Consider the following 15,878-nt stretch of genomic DNA (forward strand, 5'->3'; position numbering starts at 1 on the left):
ACTTCGCGCGGCGAAAGGTTTTGCGAGGGCCGGCACCCGATTCGGGTGCCGGCCCTCGAAACGTTCAGGGTTGTTTCAGAGGCGGCGGCTGAGCGGGAGGCGCAGGGCCGCCTCGGTTCCCGCGACGCGCCGGGTTCCGCCCGCGGCACCGTCGAGGGTCGTGCCGTCCTCGCGCAGCGCGCGCAGTGACAGCGAGCCGCGCAGTTCCGACTCCACCAGCGTCCTGGCGATCTGCAGTCCGAGGCCGTCCGCGCGTTCGAGCGAGAACCCCGGGGGCAGGCCCTTTCCGTCGTCGCGCACGAGCACGTCGAGCCAGCGCGCCGAGCGCTCGACGATGATCTCGACCTTGCCGGGACCACCGCCCGAGAAGGCGTGTCCCACCGCGTTCTGCACCAGCTCGGCCACCACCATCACAAGTGGTGTCGCGATCTCGGCCACCACCACGCCGAACGAGCCGGTGCGGGACAGCGTCACCTGCGCCTCGGCGGTCGCCACCTCGCCCACCATCGGCAGCACGTTGTCGAGCAGCTTGTCCAGGTCGACGCGCTCGTCCACGGACATCGACAGCGCCTCGTGCACCATCGCGATCGACGAGACGCGGCGGACGGACTCGCTGAGCGCCTGCCGCGCCTCCTGGCTCGGTGTGCGCCGGGACTGCAGCCGCAGCAACGCCGCCACGGTCTGCAGGTTGTTCTTCACCCGGTGGTGGATCTCCCGGATCGTGGCGTCCTTCGACAGCAGCGCGCGGTCGCGGCGCTTGACCTCCGTGACATCGCGCACCAGGACCAGCGCACCGGTCGCCCGGTTGGCGGGGCGCAGCGGCAGCGCGCGGAAGAGGACCACCGCGCCGCGGCGCGAGTCGACCTCCGTGCGGCTGCCCGGCTTGCCGTCGAGCGCATCCAGGATGCGGTGGGAGACCTCGGTGGCGTCGAACGGGTCCCGGATCAGCGACCGCGTCAGCGGCGCGAGCCGCGTGCCCAGAAGATCGGACTCGTGTCCCATCCGGTGGTAGGCGGAAAGGCCGTTGGGGCTCGCGAAGACCACCGTGCCGGTCTGGTCGAGGCGGATCAGGCCGTCACCGACACGGGGACTGGTGTGCACATCGGTGTTGGCGTCGGGGCTGGGGAACGTGCCGTCGGCGACCATCTGACACAGGTCCGCGGCGCTGCCGAGGTAGGCGATCTCCAGCGGGCTCGGCACCCGCGGCGCGGCGAGGTTGGTCTCGCGGCTCAGCACCGCGATCACCGTGTCGCCGAACTTCACCGGAACGGCCTCCCTGCGCATCGGCAGGTCGCGGTACCAGTGCGGGTCCTCCTCGCGGCAGATGCGGACCTCGCGGATCGCCCTGGCCAGCTGCGGATGCTCCGCCACCGTGAAGCGGGTCCCGACGACGTCCTCCGGGTGCGCGGTCGGGGCCGTCGTCGGCCGCGCCTGCGCCACGCAGACGAAGTCGCCCTCATCCACCGGTACCCACAGCAGGAAGTCCGCGAACGACAGGTCCGCGAGAAGCTGCCACTCGGCGACCACGGTCTGCAGGTGATCGGCCGCTTCGCCGGACAGGCCGGTGTTGTCGGCGAGCAGATCGGCGAGTGTGGACATCGCTACCCGACCACCACGTTTCCGGTCATTGCCGATGCCCCTCCCGACGGACGACGGTCAGCCCTCGTGACACACTAGCGCGCAGGAGCATGTAGACGTACGAGGAGTGACCGATGTCCAAGCGAGCCCGGAAGCGTCGCGCGCGCAAGAAGAACAGCGCGAACCACGGCAAGAAGCCCAACGCCTGAACCTGTCTGTTCGACGCAGGGGCGTCGATGTGCCGCGGCCCCGGTACCCAAAAGGGTGCCGGGGCCGCGCCATCGCAGTGGCATCCCGATACAGCAGGACGCTCAGTCGGTGACCTGTCGCTCGACCCGGATGTCGGTCTGCTCGACGCGCAGCCCGCCGCGCTCCGCGACCGTCTTGCGGATCGACGCCCGGAGCCTGCTCTTGAGGTCGGCCGGAGCGTGCTCACCACCGCACTTGCGTGCCAGCAGCTGCTTGAGCTGCTCGTCGATGCCGTACTCCTCGAGGCACGGCGGGCAGTCCTCGATGTGCTTGCGCAGCTCCGCGTCGCGCTCGGGACTGCACTCCTTGTCGAGCAGCAGGTAGATCTCCGCGAGCGCCTCTTCGCAGTGGACCTTGCCGTCCTTGCCGGATTCGCCGTGTGCGCTCATCGACCTGCCACCTCCTGCTCGGCAGAACGAATGAATCCCCGCTCCCTGGCGACGTCGGCGAGCAGACTGCGCAGCTGGGATCGGCCACGGTGCAGCCGCGACATCACCGTGCCGATGGGTGTATCCATGATCTCAGCGATTTCCTTGTAGGCGAAACCTTCGACATCGGCGAGGTAGACCGCGAGCCGGAACTCCTCCGGCAGCCGCTGCAGCGCCGCCTTGACGTCGTTGTCCGGCAGGTTGTCCATCGCCTCGACCTCGGCGGAGCGCAGCCCGCTGGAGGTGTGGCTCTCCGCCTGGGCGATCTGCCAGTCGGTGATCTCTTCGGTCGGTTGCTGGAGGGGCTGCCGCTGTCGCTTGCGGTAGCCGTTGATGTAGGTGTTGGTCAGGATGCGGTACATCCAGGCCTTGAGGTTCGTGCCCTTCTTGAAGGAGGCGAACGCCGCGTACGCCTTGAGATACGTCTCCTGCACGAGATCCTCGGCGTCGGCCGGGTTGCGGGTCATCCGCATCGCGGCCGAGTAGAGCTGGTCCAGCAGCGGCATGGCGTCCCGCTCGAAGCGCTCGGCCCGCTCCGCGTCCGTCTGCTCGTTCTCGGTCGCGGCGTCGGCCTCCGTGGCCGTGGAGTCCGCGGAGTTCTGCGTGCTCGGCAAACCGTTCCCTTCCCGATCGGCGCCGGCGCTCCGGCTCGGCTTACCCGTGGCCGGGTGCGCATATGTCGCCTTCGAGGGTACCCGGGATCGGCTCGCGGCTCTGGTCAGCGTGGTCGGCACGTGTGGTGCAACGCGAGCGCCCGGTGCCGAATTCCCCGGCGCGATCGGGCCCGGCCTAGGATCCGCGTGTGGCTGGGAAGGGCACACCGGCGACCGCACTGCTGGTCAAGCACAAGGTCGCGCACACGGTGCACACGTACGATCACGATCCGCGACACGAGTCCTACGGCACCGAGGCCGCCGAGGCACTGGGGGTGGCGGCCGAGCAGGTGTTCAAGACCCTGGTCGCCGAGGTGGACGGCAGGCTCACGGTGGGCGTGGTCCCCGTCACCGGCCAGCTCGATTTGAAGGCACTCGCCGCGGCGGTCGGCGGCAAGAAGGCACGAATGGCGGACACGGCCGCCGCTCAGCGCGCGACCGGATACGTGCTTGGCGGCATCTCCCCGCTCGGCCAGCGCAGCAGGCTGCCTGTGGTGGTCGACTCCTCCGCGGAGCGGTTCGGCACGGTGCTGTGCTCGGGCGGCAGGCGCGGCCTGGAGATCGAGCTCGCCCCCGCCGACCTGGTCCGGCTGACCGGTGCCACCGTGGCGCCGATCGCCGCCTGACCAGGCCCTCAGGACGTGTGCGGCCGCAGGACGCGCGCGAGCCATTCGGCGGATGCCCGGAACACGCCGTCCAGATCGGCCTTGAGGCTGTGGTCGCCGGAAAGGAAGACGATTTCGTGGTGCGGGCCCGCCGCCGGCCTGCCGAACGGGTCACGCTCACCCTGTATCACCAGTACGGGCACCTCGACGGCGTCGAGCTCGGGCTGGCGGGTCTTCTCCGGCTTGCCGGGCGGGTGCACCGGGAACGCCAAGCAGAGCACGGCTACCGCCTGCCCGCTCGCGGCGGTCCGGCAGGCCACCCTGGCGCCCGACGAGCGGCCGCCGAAAACGAGCGGCAGACCGTCGAACCAGGTCCTGGCCAGCTCCTCGGTCACCGCGAGCCAGGCCGCGTCGAGCTGTTTCGCCGGTGCGGGCGCTCGCCGGCCCGCCACTCGGTAGGGCTGCTCGACCAGCGCCACGTGCACACCGGCCTCCTGGGCCGCCCTGGTGACCGCCACGAGGTCCGCGGCACCGATGCCGCCACCCGCGCCGTGCCCGAGCAGCAGCCCCGCCGAGCCCTCGGCGGCGCAGTGCAGCTCCGCGACGGCCGGGCCGTGCGGGGTGTCGATCCGCGTGCGGGTCATGACGGGTTGGGTACCTCGAAGAGCCCGCCGTCGAGGCTCGCGGGCTCCGGCTCGGCCCGCTCCACGAGCTCCGGGCCGTTGTTGCGGACGTTGTTCACCCTGGTGGATACCGGCCGCAGCTCCAACGAGTCGACGAACCCCAGGTCGGGCGGCGCGAGCAGGCCGTCCACCTCGGTGCGGTCGGGATCGAGCCAGGCGTCCCAGCGCTGCCGGGGCAGCACCAGCGGCATCCGGTGGTGGATCTCGGTGAGGCGGCCGATGGCGTCGGTGGTCAGCACCGAGCAGGTGACCAGCGGCGGGTCGTCGGCGGCGGCCTTCGGATCGCGCCACGTCTCCCAGATGCCGGCGAACGCCAGCGACGAACCGTCACCCGACGTCATAAAGAACGGTTCCTTGGGGGCCTTCTTGCCGCCGCCCTCCGCCGCCCGCCACTCGAACCAGCCGTCGGCAGGCACCAGGCAGCGGCGACGGGACAGGGCCTTGCGGAAGGCCGGCTTCTCGGTGGCGGTCTCGGCGCGGGTGTTGATCATCCGGCTGCCGATCGCCGGATCCTTCGCCCAGAACGGCACGAGGCCCCAGCGCATCACCCGCAGGCTGCGCACGGCGGGCTCCTCGTCGAGCACGGTGCCGTCCGCCTCACGTGGGTGGCGCTGCACGACGCTCACGACCTTCTTCGTGGGCGCGACGTTGTAGTCCGCCGAGGGCGCGTGTCCCTCGGTGCCGTCCACCGCGTCGAACTCGGCCATCAGCGTGGCCGGGTCCTTCGTGGCGGCGTAGCGGCCGCACATCGTCTTCGGCCTCCTTCTCCTGGCTCTCCCGGCGCCATCGTGACACGGTTGCCGAGCCGTGGCGAGGGCAATGGGGGATCATCGTTGTCAGTGGTACCCAAGGTTGTCAGTGGTACCCAAGGTTGTCAGTGGTACCCAAGCAGGAGGGTGTGACAGTTTGGCCCGCAGGGACTGGCGCGAGCTCGACGAGTCCGACGTCCGGGTGCGCCCGGGCAAGGGAACCCGCCCACGCAGCAAGCTCCGTCCGGCGCATGCCGACGCCACCCCGGCGATGGTGACCGCGGTCGACCGAGGCCGCTGGACCTGCGCGATCGCGAGTGCCCCGGACCGGCTCGTCACCGCCATGCGCGCCCGTGAGCTTGGCCGCACGCCGGTCGTCGTCGGCGACCGCGTCGGCCTGGTGGGCGACGTCAGCGGCAGGCCGGACACGCTGGCCAGGATCGTGCGCGTCGACGAGCGCGCGAGCGTGCTGCGGCGCACCGCCGACGACACGGATCCCTACGAACGGGTGGTGGTCGCGAACGCCGAGCAACTGCTCATCGTGACCGCGCTGGCCGATCCGCCGCCGCGCACGGGATTCGTGGACCGCTGCCTCGTCGCCTGCTACACCGGTGGGCTCGAGCCGGTGCTGTGCCTGACGAAAGCCGACCTCGCCGCACCGGACGAGCTGCTGGCCTCCTACGCCGACCTCGAGGTGCCCGCGGTCGTCACCCGGCGTGACGAGCAGCCGACGGAGCTGTTCGAACGCCTGCGCGGGCGCGTGACGGCACTGGTCGGGCACTCCGGAGTCGGCAAGTCGACACTGGTGAACCGGATGGTGCCGGACGCCGAGCTGGCCACCGGCGCGGTGAGCGCCGTCGGCAAGGGCAGGCACACGTCCGTGAGCGCGGTCGCGCTGCCGCTGCCCGGCGGCGGCTGGGTGGTGGACACGCCCGGTATCCGGTCGTTCGGCCTGGCCCACGTGACCGCCGACGACATCGTCAGCGCGTTTCCCGAGTTCGCCGAGGCCGCCGAGGAGTGCCCCTCCGGCTGCGGGCACCTCGGACCGCCGGACGACCCGGACTGCGCTCTGGACGACGTGGTGGCGGACGGTGCCGCGGGCCCGGGGAGGCTGGCGTCGCTGCGCAGGCTGCTCGCGTCGCGAGCCGGAATCGAAACGTGATCTCGCCGTTCACTACACGGAGTCGCCGGCGTGTGGAACCCTGGTACCAGTTCCGCCGTCCGATTCATGCGGTCGGATCACGAAGGCAACATTGATGCAAGGGGAACTCCATGCGTAAAACAGCCCTCGCCGCCAGCGGATTCGCGCTGGTTCTCGCGCTCGGCGCGTGCGGTGGCAACGAAGAAGGGGGCACCGCCAGCCCGGTCGGTGAGTCCGGCTCCGGTTCCGGTACGAGCCTGTTCGCAGACGCCCAGGAACTGGTCGACGCCGCGTCGCAGAAGACCGAGCAGAGCAAGTCCTCCAAGTTCTCACTCGAGATGGACATGGGCGGCCAGCAGATCACCGCCAGCGGTGAAGGACTGTACGACGGCGCCAACACGGCGATGTCGATGACGATGGACGCGCAGGGCCAGTCGATGGAGATGCGCTTCGTCGACCGGACGATGTACATCAAGATGCCCGAGGAGATGAGCGGTTCCACCGGCGGCAAGCCGTGGATCAAGATCTCGCCCGACGGCAGCGACCCGATGTCGCAGGCCATCGGCCCGATGTTCGACCAGATGGCCGAGCAGAACGACCCGAGCAAGACGCTGGAGCAGATCCAGCAGGCCGGCACCATCACCAACAGCGAGAAGACGACGCTCGACGGCCAGGACGTCACCCACTACTGGATCGACCTCGACTTCGCCAAGCTGGCCGACCAGGCCCCCGGCAACCTGACGCCGGAGCAGGTCCAGCAGCTGGCCGGCAAGATCGACAAGCTCCCGATGGAGCTCTGGCTGAACGGCGACCAGCTTCCCGTCCAGGTCACGATGGACATGGGTGCCATCGCCGAGGCCGCGGGCGCGCCCGGCCAGGGCGGCTCGATGGTCATGAAGTACACCGACTGGGGCGCCCCGGTCGATGTGCAGGCACCGCCTGCCGACCAGGTCGGCGAGATGCCCGCAATGCCGAACTGACCCACTCACAAACGCGTGCGGGCCGCCTTCGAGGAGTCCTCGAAGGCGGCCCGCACGCTGTGTGTGCGTCCGCTCAGCCCATGTGTGGGTAGGCGATGCTGGTCGGCGCGTCGAAGGTCTCCTTGATCGCACGCGGGCTGACCCAGCGCTGCAGGTTGAACATCGACCCGGCCTTGTCGTTGGTGCCCGACCCCCTGGCACCACCGAACGGCTGCTGACCGACGATCGAGCCGGTGGGCTTGTCGTTGACGTAGAAGTTGCCCGCCGCCTGCCGCAGGGCCCGATGCGCCTGCTGGATCGCGTTGCGGTCGTCGGCGAACACCGCGCCGGTCAGCGCGTAGGGGGCACTGGCGTCCACCGTCTCCAGAATCCGCTCGTAGTCACCGTCCTCGTAGACGTGCACGGCCATGATCGGGCCGAAGTACTCGGTCGAGAACAGCGTGTGCGCGGGGTCCTCGGACACCAGCACGGTCGGCTCGACGAAGTAACCGATCTGGTCGTCGCAGCCGCCGCCGACGAGCACGCTCACCGCCGGGTCACTGTCCACACTGGATAGCAGCTCCCTGTGCTTGGCGAACGCGCGGGCGTTGATCACCGCGCCGCCGAAGAGGGAGAGATCCTTGACGTCGCCGTACTTCACGGTCCGCGTGACGTCGGCGAGCTGCTCCCGCAAGCCGCCTTCCCAGAGCGAGCGCGCGATGTAGGCGCGGGAGACGGCGGAGCACTTCTGCCCCTGGTACTCGAAGGCGCCGCGCACGAGCGCGGTGACGAGCTTGTCCGGGTTCGCCGAGGGGTGCGCGACGACGAAGTCCTTCCCTCCGGTCTCCCCCACGATGCGCGGGTAGCCGGTGTAGTCGTCGAGCCGGTCGGCGATCGTGCGCCACAGCAGCTTGAACGTCGTGGTGGAACCGGTGAAGTGCAGGCCGGCGAAGTCCCGGTCGGCGAGGGCGACCTCGCTAACCGCCTGGCCGTCGCCGGTGACCATGTTGATCACCCCGGGCGGCAGGCCCGCCTCCTCGAACACCCGCATCGTGTAGTGCGCGGCGAGCTGCTGTGTCGGCGTCGGCTTCCACACCACCGTGTTGCCCATCAGCGCGGGCGCACTCGGCAGGTTGCCCGCGATCGCGGTGAAGTTGAACGGGGTGATCGCCACGACGAAGCCGTCCAGCGGCCGGTACTCCATGCGGTTCCACACTCCGGGCACGGAGTTCGGCTGCTCGGCGAGGATCCGCCGCGCGTAGTGCACGTTGAAGCGCAGGAAGTCGATCAGCTCGCAGGCCGCGTCGATCTCCGCCTGCTGCACCGACTTCGACTGCCCCAGCATGGTCGCGGCGTTCAGCGTGTCGCGGTACGGGCCCGCCATCAGCTCCGCCGCCCGCAGGAACACCGCGGCGCGCTCGTCGAACGGCAGCTCGCTCCACTCGCGGGCCGCGGACTTCGCCGCCCCGACGGCGCCGGCCACGTCCTCCCTGCTCGCCTGCGCGCTGACGCCGAGCACGTGCCCGTGGTCGTGCGGCTCGACGACGTCGAAGGGCTCCCCGCCGGCGAGTGCGTGCCGCCCGCCGATCGTCTGGGTCAGCTCGTGCTTGTCGGCTTCGAGCTCGGCAAGGCGCCGGAGGAGCGACTCGCGCTCGGCGGTCCCCGGCGCATACGTGCGTACCGGCTCGTTGACCGGCACGGGAACGGATGTCACAGCGTCCATGGTCAGTTCGCCTCCTGATCCTCCGCCTCGTGAGCGGTTCACCCCATGGTTACATGAGTTCCAGCAGGAAGGGCAGTTCCTGCGCGGCGTACCAGGCCAGCTCGTGGTCCTCCACGTCGCCGAGGGTGAACTCCGCATCCGGATCGCCGAGATCGGCCGCGTCGACCACGGCGGCGGCGGCCAGTACGGCCTGCTCGGCCTCGGGAGCGTCGACGTGGACGGCCGCGACATCCTCCAGTCGCACCGGGCCTGCGAGCCGAACGACGGCGTAGTCCAGATCGGGGCGAAGGGTGACGTCCTCCGCGTCCGCGGAGATCACCACCCGGCGGGGCGGCTCCTTGTCGTCGGACGCGCCGGGCTCCTGCGCCGAGGCGAGCAGCCGCAGGGAGGCCCTGGCCGCGTCGAGCAGCGCGGCGTACTCGAGCTCCTCCGTCGACCCGCTGGTGTAGGACTCGCGCAGCGCCGGCGTGAGCGCGAACGCCGTCCCGCTCACCGGCCTGAGCTCTCCTTCGGCGACCAGTTGGCGCAGCATGCCGATCGTGGCAGGCAGGTAGACCCTCACCAGTGTGTCCCTTCCAGTTGCTCGAGCGCTTCCTCGATCATCCCGCCAAGGGCATCCACGTCATGGAACGCCTTGCGATCGCCGTTTAGTCCGAAGTAGACGTCACCGTGGTAGGAGGTGATGCCGACCGCCAGCGCCTGATCCCGGGCAAGCGGCATGATCGGGTAGATCTCGGCCAGCCTCGCCGGGCCCGCGTACAACGGTTGCTGAGGTCCGGGCGAGTTCGTGACGAGCACGTTGAAGATCCGGCTGGAGAACGACGCGGCCGCACGCGCCGCCAGCGAGTGCATGGTCGCCGGCGCGAACCCGCCGACCCTCAGCATCGCCCGCGCCGTGACCGACCGTTCCGAGTCGACGTGCTCGGCCATCGCGTGGCCGATGTGCTGCAACCGCAGCACCGGGTCCGGCTCGCCGACGGGAAGATCGACGAGGTACGGCTCGATCCAGTTGTTGACGAGCCCTGCCGGGGAGAACTCCGCGGCGTCCGGGTCGAGTACGGCGAGCGGCACGAGGGCGCGCACGGTCGCCGTCGGGGTGAGCGTCTCCCCGCGGGAGGCCAGCCAATCCCGCAGCGCCCCGGTGAGCACCGCGAGCACGGCGTCGTTCACGGTTCCCCCGTGCCGCGCGCGCACCTTGCGGTAGGCCTCCAGGCTCGTCCGGACCCCCGCGAACACCCGGCCGCCGGAGACGCGCGCGTTCAGCGGACCGGGCGGCGCGGGGCGGGCGACCGCACGCAACGTCGAGGTGACGCCACCCACCGCGTCGACCAGCTTCTCGGCGGTCGCGGCCGCGTCACGCGCCGCCGACCGGACGTTCTCCACGACCTCGCCGGGACGCTGGACGGCCTCGCCGAACGCGTCGAGCACCAGCTGGGCGCGGCTGGGCTGCCTGCGCGGTGACCAGGTGTCCTCGCAGGGCTCCCGCTCGTGCGGCGAGGGATCCATGATGAGCTGGCCGAGCTCGACGGTTCCGACACCGTCGATCATGGCCTGGTGGGTCTTGGTGATCAGCGCGACGCGGCCGTTCGCCAGGCCCTCGACGTAGTACGCCTCCCACAGCGGGCGCTCGTGGTCGAGCGGGCGGGACATCAGCCGGGCCACGAGATCGAACAGCTGGGCGTCGCTGCCGGGAGCGGGCAGCGCCGAGCGGCGGACATGGTAGTTGAGGTCGAAGTCCACGTCGTCCACCCACACCGGCCGCGCGAGGTGACCGGGCACAGGTAGCACCCGCTGCCGGTAGCGGGGCAGGTATCCCAGGCGGTGCCTGACCAGCTCCACCAGCCTGCCGTAGTCGAAATCGTCCCGTGGCCGCTCGAAGATCGCGACCCCGCCGACGTGCATCGGGGTGGCGGGCTGCTCCACGTAGAGGAACGAGGCGTCCAGCGCGGAGAGACGGTCGGGCATGGGGTGATCCTGACACAGGTGGGAGACTTCTCGCCGTGGGTGACGACGACCGGGCTGTTTCGCCGAAGGACCGCTTCCTGACCGTCTACGGCCGGAAGCCGGTGCTCGAAGCACTCACCGATCCCGGTCTCGATGTCGACAAGGTGATACTGGCGGACACCGCGCGGGGACCGGCCGTTGCCGAGCTGCAGCGTGCGGCGAAGGCGAGGGGCGTCGAGATCCAGCGCGCCAGCGCGCACCGGGTGAAGGTGCTGGCCGGCAACGGCAAACAGGACCAGGGCGTCCTCGCCGATGTGGTGGCCCCGCGGATGCGGCCGCTGGCGACCGCGCTGGCCGAGCGGCGGCCGCCGGCACCGATCCTGGTGCTCGACGGCATCACCACTCCGGCCAACGTCGGGATGATCCTGCGCACGGCCACGGCGGCGGGGCTCGGTGGGATCGTGGTGCCGCGCCGGGGGGTCGCCGCGCTCGATCCGCTGGTGGTGAAGGCGTCGGCGGGGGTGGCGTTCCGCTCGCCGGTACTGCGCTGCGCGACCGCGGCGGATGCCGTGGAACAGCTCGGCGAGGCGGGCTACGCCGTCTACGCGCTGGGAGCGGCGGGTACGGAGTCCGTGTTCGACGTCGAGCTGCCCTCGCGGGTCGCGTTCGTGCTCGGTGGCGAGAGCACCGGCATCGGTGCGGATGTGGCGGATCTCGTGGCGGGCTGGGTGTCCATCCCGATGCCGGGCGAGGTGGAGTCGCTCAACGTCTCCGCGGCCGCCGCCGTCGTGTGCTTCGAGCTCGTTCGCCGCGGCTCGTGAGTGGCTGGTCGTGAGTGGCTGGTCGTGAGTGGCTACGCGAGTTCTAGCTTGAATGCGCACTCACGAGATCGCTGCGGAGACGTTCCAGCGCGGCCACGATGGCGCCGGGGCTGCCGGGCGCGATGTGGATCTCCTCGTCGTCCCCGGTGCCGTGGGTGTAGTTGAGGTAGCGGCCCCAGTCGGTGTCCACATAGTGCAGTGGCCGGCGGAGCCGGAGACAGCGGCCGCGCTCGTCACGCTCGGCGGCGTAGAGCTCGCCACTGCCGCTGACAGGCCGCTGGACGACCTTGACGACCTCCCGTACGTCCACGGGCAGCGCGCGATCGTGCGTGCCGGCCCGGCCGGCGGCCTCCAGGTCGGCCACCCGGACGCTCCAGGGCGTGCCGCCACCGGGCACCAGCTCGGGCAACTGCTCCACCAGTGACTCCGCCAGGCGGTTGCGGCCGATCGGCACGAGCGTGACCCAGTCCGCTCTACGGACGGCGAGCAGTCCCTGCACGCCTCGCGCGGCCGTCAGCACTCCCCACGTCGTGCCGTCAGCGGTGAACCAGCCGTAGTACTCGAGCGAGGCGTTGGTCAGCAGGGGCAGCCAGTCCAGGAACTCGACGTCGACGCGGCCGCGGCCGTCGACCAGTCCCGCCTCGGCCAGCGCCTCGTCGACGGCGGACTCCGCCTCGCCCCGTGCCTCTTCCGGCAGCCAGATCGGCTCGGGTTGCAGGACGAGGTGCAACTCCCCCAGCTTCTCCCGGGCGACGGCGCCGGCGAGCGCCGCGATCGGAAGGTCCACCCGCTCGCGGGTCACTCGCCGATCACCGGGGGCGTGGTTCTGTCGAGCTTGCCGATGAAGACCTCGTCGGGGTCGTTCTCCTGCAGGTAGGACGCACGCTGGTGTTCGTCGTCGTCCGACCCCTTGCCCTTGCCCGCGCCGGCGCCCATCGGGGCCATGCCACCCGCGCCCCGGGCGCCACCCGCGGCACCACCGCCGCGCGCCGCGGCCGAGTCGGCTGCCGCCGCGCCACCGGGGAGACCCGCACCGGTGCCCTTGGCGCCGCCGAGACCACGCGCACCGTCGGCGGGCACGCGGCCACCGGCGCCCTCACCGGCGGCGGCGCCACGGCCGGCGGCGCCCTGGCCGTAGAGCCGGCTGCCGGCCCGCTCGCCGAAGCCGCTGCCGCCACGGGAGGAGCCCGGTCCGCTGGCGGTGCCACCGCGGGCCGCGCCGGAGGTGGGTCGCTGCGATCCGGTGCCGGAGGGGGGCCTGCCGAAGCCGGTCCGAGGCTGGTTGGTCCGGTTCGTGGACGCCGCCCCGGCCGCGGGTGGCACATTCGTCGCCGCCGCGGCGCCGGTGGGCGTCCCCGGCGCGGGAGCGTTGCCCGGACCGGCCGTCGTCGGCCCGCTCGACACCGACGGTCCCGCGCTCACCGGCCCGGGAGCGGGACCGGCGCCGGTGGCGATCGGCGAACCGACGTTCGGGCCTGCGCCCACCGGGGAGCCGGGGGACCCTCCCGTCACCGGCGCCGAGCCGGCGAACCGGGACGCGCTCGTGGTCTCCGGGACGCTGGACGTTTCGCCCGAGATGGCGGAGGGCGTGGAGCTGTTCACCGAGATCGACGCGCCGCCCGGTTCCAGGACGCCGTAGGTGCGCGGAAAGTTCGAGTTGCCGTTCGTCTGGCTCGCGTAGCCGTTCATGACGTCGACGTTGTGCTGCGAGGCCTTGTTGTGCGCCTCGGCGGCGTCTTGGTAGGAGTTGAGGTCGTCGGCGGCCATGAAAGGACCGGCCACGGGAATCGCCGCCTTGAGACCGGTGGTCCAGGGGTTCGGCTTCTCCGGCATCGGCGGCACCGGCTCCACTGAGTTCGAGGCGTCGTGCCAGGCGCCGGACTGGCTCATGGTCGCACCGGTCGTGGCGTCCATGTTCATGGCGGACTCTTCGAGCGCCTGCATCAGCGGGCCCGCGCCCTCGCTTGCGGCTGCCCCCGCATCACCGGTCCACGCGGACTCCATCTCCGACTGGATGCCCTGGATCGACCGCGCGCGGTCGACGTAGGTCGCCTTGAGGCGCTCGATCTCGTTGGCCACCGACTCAAGTCGGTCAGTGCCCTCGCCGTCTTTGAAGTTGTGGTAAATAGCCGTGCCGTCCATTGTCAGGCGCCCCCCTTCAATGTCTCGATGACCTGTCCGGCCACGGTTTCGGCGTCCTGACAAGCCGCATCCGGCTCCCCGGCATATCCCCGGGCCGTCACGAAGAACGAGAGGTCGTCCGCCAGTCCGACCATCATGCCGCAGTCACCGCGATCCCGTTGGTCACGGACATCGACGAATGCCGCCGGATGGTCCGCCACTGTCGTCGGCTCCCAATAGGCGAAGCCGTCGTACTCCTCATACACTTCGTAACCGCCTCGAAGCCCGCCGTTTCCGTCATCGCGCGCACCGGTCTGAATGATCAACTGAATCGCCCTGATGCCCGTTGAGACTTCCCAAAGACATCCGGGCCCCGCCAACGCGGCGCCGGCGTCGTCCTCCGCGTCACGCACCTCGCCTCCGTCGGAGTAGCCGAGACCGGCAACCGTCTCCTGCGGAACCAGTCGGCAGGGATCATCCAGATAGGCCGACGGATCGAGCGGCGCGGTCACCGAGGGCACCGGCTCCCCGCCTGCCGCGGGCGACGACCCCGGCGACTCGGGTGTCGCGCTCCCGGATTCGGATTGTGAACACGCGGCAAGTAGAAGCGCCGAAACGCTGATGACCGACACGGCCACCCGACGCGTCACCATCATCGCTCGGTGGACGCGGTCGCAGCCTGGAACGGTTCCTCGTTCCGAGCTTCCGCCTTCGCTATCCGGTCCCTGGCGTCCCTCAACTTGCCGAGGAAGTTGTCGATGTAGACCAGCATCGATGTATTCGATTCAGACAGAGAGCCCAAGCCGTCCCACACCAGGTTCACGAACTTCTTACTCGGATCGTCTTCAGACGGATGCACCACGGTGCCCATGAGACCGTTAAGAAGCGCGCGATCCTCTTGGACGTCTTCGAGCAGGGCTTCCCACTTGCCGATCACGGCTTCGATCTGCTCCCGGTCGAAGGTCCACGAGCCGGAGCCGCCCGGTACGGCCTTCTCCCAGAAGGACGTACCCCCGAAGACCTGCCGCACCTGCTCGGTCGCGCCACCGGCGACCACGTCATCCAGGCGCTTCTCGCCCATCCACGCCTCGTCGGCCATCCCCAACTCCCAGTTCACACCGTGACGATCCAGTACACGAGGGTAGCCGACCGCTCAACCCACGTCAGACGATTCCACAACACCCGGGAACAACACCGCCAGTTCCCCGAGCGTCTCGGTCACCGACCGGTGCCGGACCCCGACCATGCCCGTCGCCACCGCACCCGCCACGTTGTGCGCCGCGTCGTCGACGAACACGCACGCCGACGGCGCCAGTCCCAGCCGGTCGGCCGTCAGCCGGAACGCCGCCGCATCCGGCTTCGCGACACCGGTCTCGCCGGAGAACAGCAGAGCGTCGAACCAGGCGGAAAGCCTGCGCCGCACGGCGCCTCCGCCGTCGGCATTCGACAGCAGCGCGGTCCGGACGCCATGACCGCGAGCGGCATGCACCGCACCGAGCAGGAGGCCGGAGTCGGCGTCGGTGAGCACCCCGGCGTAGTCGAGCACGATCCCTCTCAGCACTCGCCCAGCCTACGGATCCGCCCCATACCGCATCGGCGCCTCGCGCACGCGCACATTCGGCCGCGTTCATCAAAACAGGTGCGATGTTGCCCGATCCGGCTCGCTCGGTCCTCTCCCTTATGGGTGGTCAGGGGGATCACTCGCTTTGCACGATCTCGGAGGAGACGGATGCCAACGAATTCGTCCGGTGGGGGACTACTGCCGCTCAACCCGTACGAACCGGTCAGACACGACGACCGGACACCGCGAGCGGCCGTGGCGGCCGGTCAGCTCAGCCTCGACGACCTGCTGGCCGAGGTACCGGCGCAGCGGGCGGCGGCGGCCCCGCCACGGCCCGAGCTGGACCGGCGGCGGCTGCACAGTCTGCTCGTGGCGCTGCTGGAGGTCCACACCGGAAGCAGGCCCGCCGCCCAGCTCGGTCCCTGGCTGGCGCCGGCCCTGCAACGGCGGCTGCGCGACAGCCCCCGCACCGTGGGCCCGCGCTACACACTTCGCAAGGTGCACGCGTGCCGACCGGCCGCCGACGCCGTCGAGGCGTGCGGCACCGCCTACGGGGGCGGACGTGCGCTCGCCGTCGTGGCCCGCTTCCAGTACGGCGACGGTCATTGGCGTTGCACCTACTTCGGCCTGCTCGATCCGGGCGCGCACCGGCGCTGACCGGGC

The 15,878-nt window shown here is 70.6% G+C and carries 19 protein-coding genes; 6 read left to right on the forward strand and 13 right to left on the reverse strand.

The annotated features are described in order from the left end of the window. Window positions 1–75 precede the first annotated feature (75 nt). Entirely contained in the window at window positions 76–1,599 is a 1,524-nt protein-coding gene (locus JAP66_RS15510; RefSeq protein WP_199432447.1) for a sensor histidine kinase, read from the reverse strand. Window positions 1,600–1,712: 113 nt separating this feature from the next. On the opposite strand from JAP66_RS15510, the gene JAP66_RS33205 reads away from it, so the two are divergent. Next, window positions 1,713–1,787 carry a 50S ribosomal protein bL37 gene (locus tag JAP66_RS33205; RefSeq protein WP_372448980.1) on the forward strand — a complete coding sequence of 25 codons (75 nt, stop codon included), beginning with the start codon at window positions 1,713–1,715 and terminating at the stop codon, window positions 1,785–1,787. A 102-nt stretch (window positions 1,788–1,889) separates the two neighbouring features. Here the strand turns inward: JAP66_RS33205 and rsrA are convergent, their stop codons facing one another. Next, window positions 1,890–2,216 (reverse strand): mycothiol system anti-sigma-R factor, encoded by a 327-nt coding sequence (rsrA, locus tag JAP66_RS15515; protein ID WP_199432448.1) that lies wholly within the window; start codon window positions 2,214–2,216, stop codon window positions 1,890–1,892. Then, window positions 2,213–2,869, reverse strand: coding sequence for a sigma-70 family RNA polymerase sigma factor (locus JAP66_RS15520; RefSeq protein ID WP_199432449.1), 657 nt, complete (start codon window positions 2,867–2,869; stop codon window positions 2,213–2,215). The genes rsrA and JAP66_RS15520 overlap by 4 nt, the downstream gene beginning before the upstream one ends. Before the next feature lie 188 nt (window positions 2,870–3,057). Here JAP66_RS15520 and ybaK point away from each other — a divergent pair, with 188 nt between their 5' ends. Further along, entirely contained in the window at window positions 3,058–3,534 is a 477-nt protein-coding gene (gene ybaK / locus JAP66_RS15525) for a Cys-tRNA(Pro) deacylase (RefSeq protein WP_199432450.1), read from the forward strand. An 8-nt stretch (window positions 3,535–3,542) separates the two neighbouring features. On the opposite strand, the gene JAP66_RS15530 is transcribed toward ybaK, so the two are convergent. Both JAP66_RS15530 and JAP66_RS15535 read right to left on the reverse strand, forming a co-directional pair. Further along, the gene (locus JAP66_RS15530; RefSeq protein WP_199432451.1) at window positions 3,543–4,157 is read right to left on the reverse strand and encodes an alpha/beta hydrolase family protein; all 615 of its coding nucleotides are present in this window, start codon (window positions 4,155–4,157) and stop codon (window positions 3,543–3,545) included. Beyond that, a complete protein-coding gene (locus JAP66_RS15535; RefSeq protein ID WP_199432452.1) occupies window positions 4,154–4,945 on the reverse strand; it encodes an SOS response-associated peptidase in 792 nt (263 codons plus the stop codon). Before JAP66_RS15535 ends, JAP66_RS15530 begins: the two co-directional genes overlap by 4 nt. Before the next feature lie 157 nt (window positions 4,946–5,102). Here JAP66_RS15535 and rsgA point away from each other — a divergent pair, with 157 nt between their 5' ends. Together rsgA and JAP66_RS15545 are read left to right on the forward strand one after the other, a co-directional pair. After that, window positions 5,103–6,107, forward strand: a complete 1,005-nt coding sequence (gene rsgA / locus JAP66_RS15540) for a ribosome small subunit-dependent GTPase A (protein ID WP_199432453.1) — start codon at window positions 5,103–5,105, stop codon at window positions 6,105–6,107. A 110-nt stretch (window positions 6,108–6,217) separates the two neighbouring features. Continuing rightward, window positions 6,218–7,066, forward strand: coding sequence for an SCO4651 family lipoprotein (locus tag JAP66_RS15545; protein ID WP_199432454.1), 849 nt, complete (start codon window positions 6,218–6,220; stop codon window positions 7,064–7,066). A gap of 73 nt (window positions 7,067–7,139) precedes the next feature. Here the strand turns inward: JAP66_RS15545 and pruA are convergent, their stop codons facing one another. The 3 genes from pruA to JAP66_RS15560 are packed head-to-tail and all read right to left on the reverse strand — an operon-like array spanning window position 7,140 to window position 10,733. Beyond that, entirely contained in the window at window positions 7,140–8,768 is a 1,629-nt protein-coding gene (gene pruA / locus JAP66_RS15550; RefSeq protein ID WP_199432455.1) for an L-glutamate gamma-semialdehyde dehydrogenase, read from the reverse strand. 49 nt (window positions 8,769–8,817) lie between these two features. Further along, entirely contained in the window at window positions 8,818–9,330 is a 513-nt protein-coding gene (locus JAP66_RS15555; RefSeq protein WP_199432456.1) for a DUF6912 family protein, read from the reverse strand. Beyond that, window positions 9,327–10,733 carry a WS/DGAT/MGAT family O-acyltransferase gene (locus tag JAP66_RS15560; RefSeq protein ID WP_199432457.1) on the reverse strand — a complete coding sequence of 469 codons (1,407 nt, stop codon included), beginning with the start codon at window positions 10,731–10,733 and terminating at the stop codon, window positions 9,327–9,329. The genes JAP66_RS15555 and JAP66_RS15560 overlap by 4 nt, the downstream gene beginning before the upstream one ends. A 35-nt stretch (window positions 10,734–10,768) precedes the next feature. Here JAP66_RS15560 and JAP66_RS15565 point away from each other — a divergent pair, with 35 nt between their 5' ends. Beyond that, a complete protein-coding gene (locus JAP66_RS15565; RefSeq protein ID WP_199432458.1) occupies window positions 10,769–11,533 on the forward strand; it encodes a TrmH family RNA methyltransferase in 765 nt (254 codons plus the stop codon). Between the two features lie 43 nt (window positions 11,534–11,576). Here JAP66_RS15565 and JAP66_RS15570 read toward each other — a convergent pair whose 3' ends face one another. The 5 genes from JAP66_RS15570 to JAP66_RS15590 all read right to left on the reverse strand — a co-directional run bounded on the left by JAP66_RS15570 (window position 11,577) and on the right by JAP66_RS15590 (window position 15,215). Next, the gene (locus JAP66_RS15570) at window positions 11,577–12,335 is read right to left on the reverse strand and encodes an ESX secretion-associated protein EspG (protein ID WP_307849573.1); all 759 of its coding nucleotides are present in this window, start codon (window positions 12,333–12,335) and stop codon (window positions 11,577–11,579) included. Then, a complete protein-coding gene (locus JAP66_RS15575; RefSeq protein ID WP_235999084.1) occupies window positions 12,332–13,612 on the reverse strand; it encodes a hypothetical protein in 1,281 nt (426 codons plus the stop codon). Before JAP66_RS15575 ends, JAP66_RS15570 begins: the two co-directional genes overlap by 4 nt. Window positions 13,613–13,677: 65 nt before the next feature. After that, complete coding sequence (locus JAP66_RS15580; RefSeq protein ID WP_307849574.1) at window positions 13,678–14,310, reverse strand: DUF3558 domain-containing protein; 633 nt, start codon at window positions 14,308–14,310, stop codon at window positions 13,678–13,680. Next, window positions 14,307–14,753 carry a hypothetical protein gene (locus JAP66_RS15585; RefSeq protein ID WP_199432461.1) on the reverse strand — a complete coding sequence of 149 codons (447 nt, stop codon included), beginning with the start codon at window positions 14,751–14,753 and terminating at the stop codon, window positions 14,307–14,309. Before JAP66_RS15585 ends, JAP66_RS15580 begins: the two co-directional genes overlap by 4 nt. Before the next feature lie 54 nt (window positions 14,754–14,807). Then, window positions 14,808–15,215: an HAD-IA family hydrolase gene (locus tag JAP66_RS15590; protein WP_199432462.1), complete on the reverse strand. Its 408-nt coding sequence runs from the start codon at window positions 15,213–15,215 to the stop codon at window positions 14,808–14,810. A gap of 168 nt (window positions 15,216–15,383) precedes the next feature. Here JAP66_RS15590 and JAP66_RS15595 point away from each other — a divergent pair, with 168 nt between their 5' ends. After that, window positions 15,384–15,872 (forward strand): Rv3235 family protein, encoded by a 489-nt coding sequence (locus JAP66_RS15595; protein WP_199432463.1) that lies wholly within the window; start codon window positions 15,384–15,386, stop codon window positions 15,870–15,872. Window positions 15,873–15,878 lie beyond the last annotated feature (6 nt).

The sequence above is a fragment of the Qaidamihabitans albus genome (genome assembly GCF_016464705.1).
GTDB lineage: Bacteria > Actinomycetota > Actinomycetes > Mycobacteriales > Pseudonocardiaceae > Qaidamihabitans > Qaidamihabitans albus.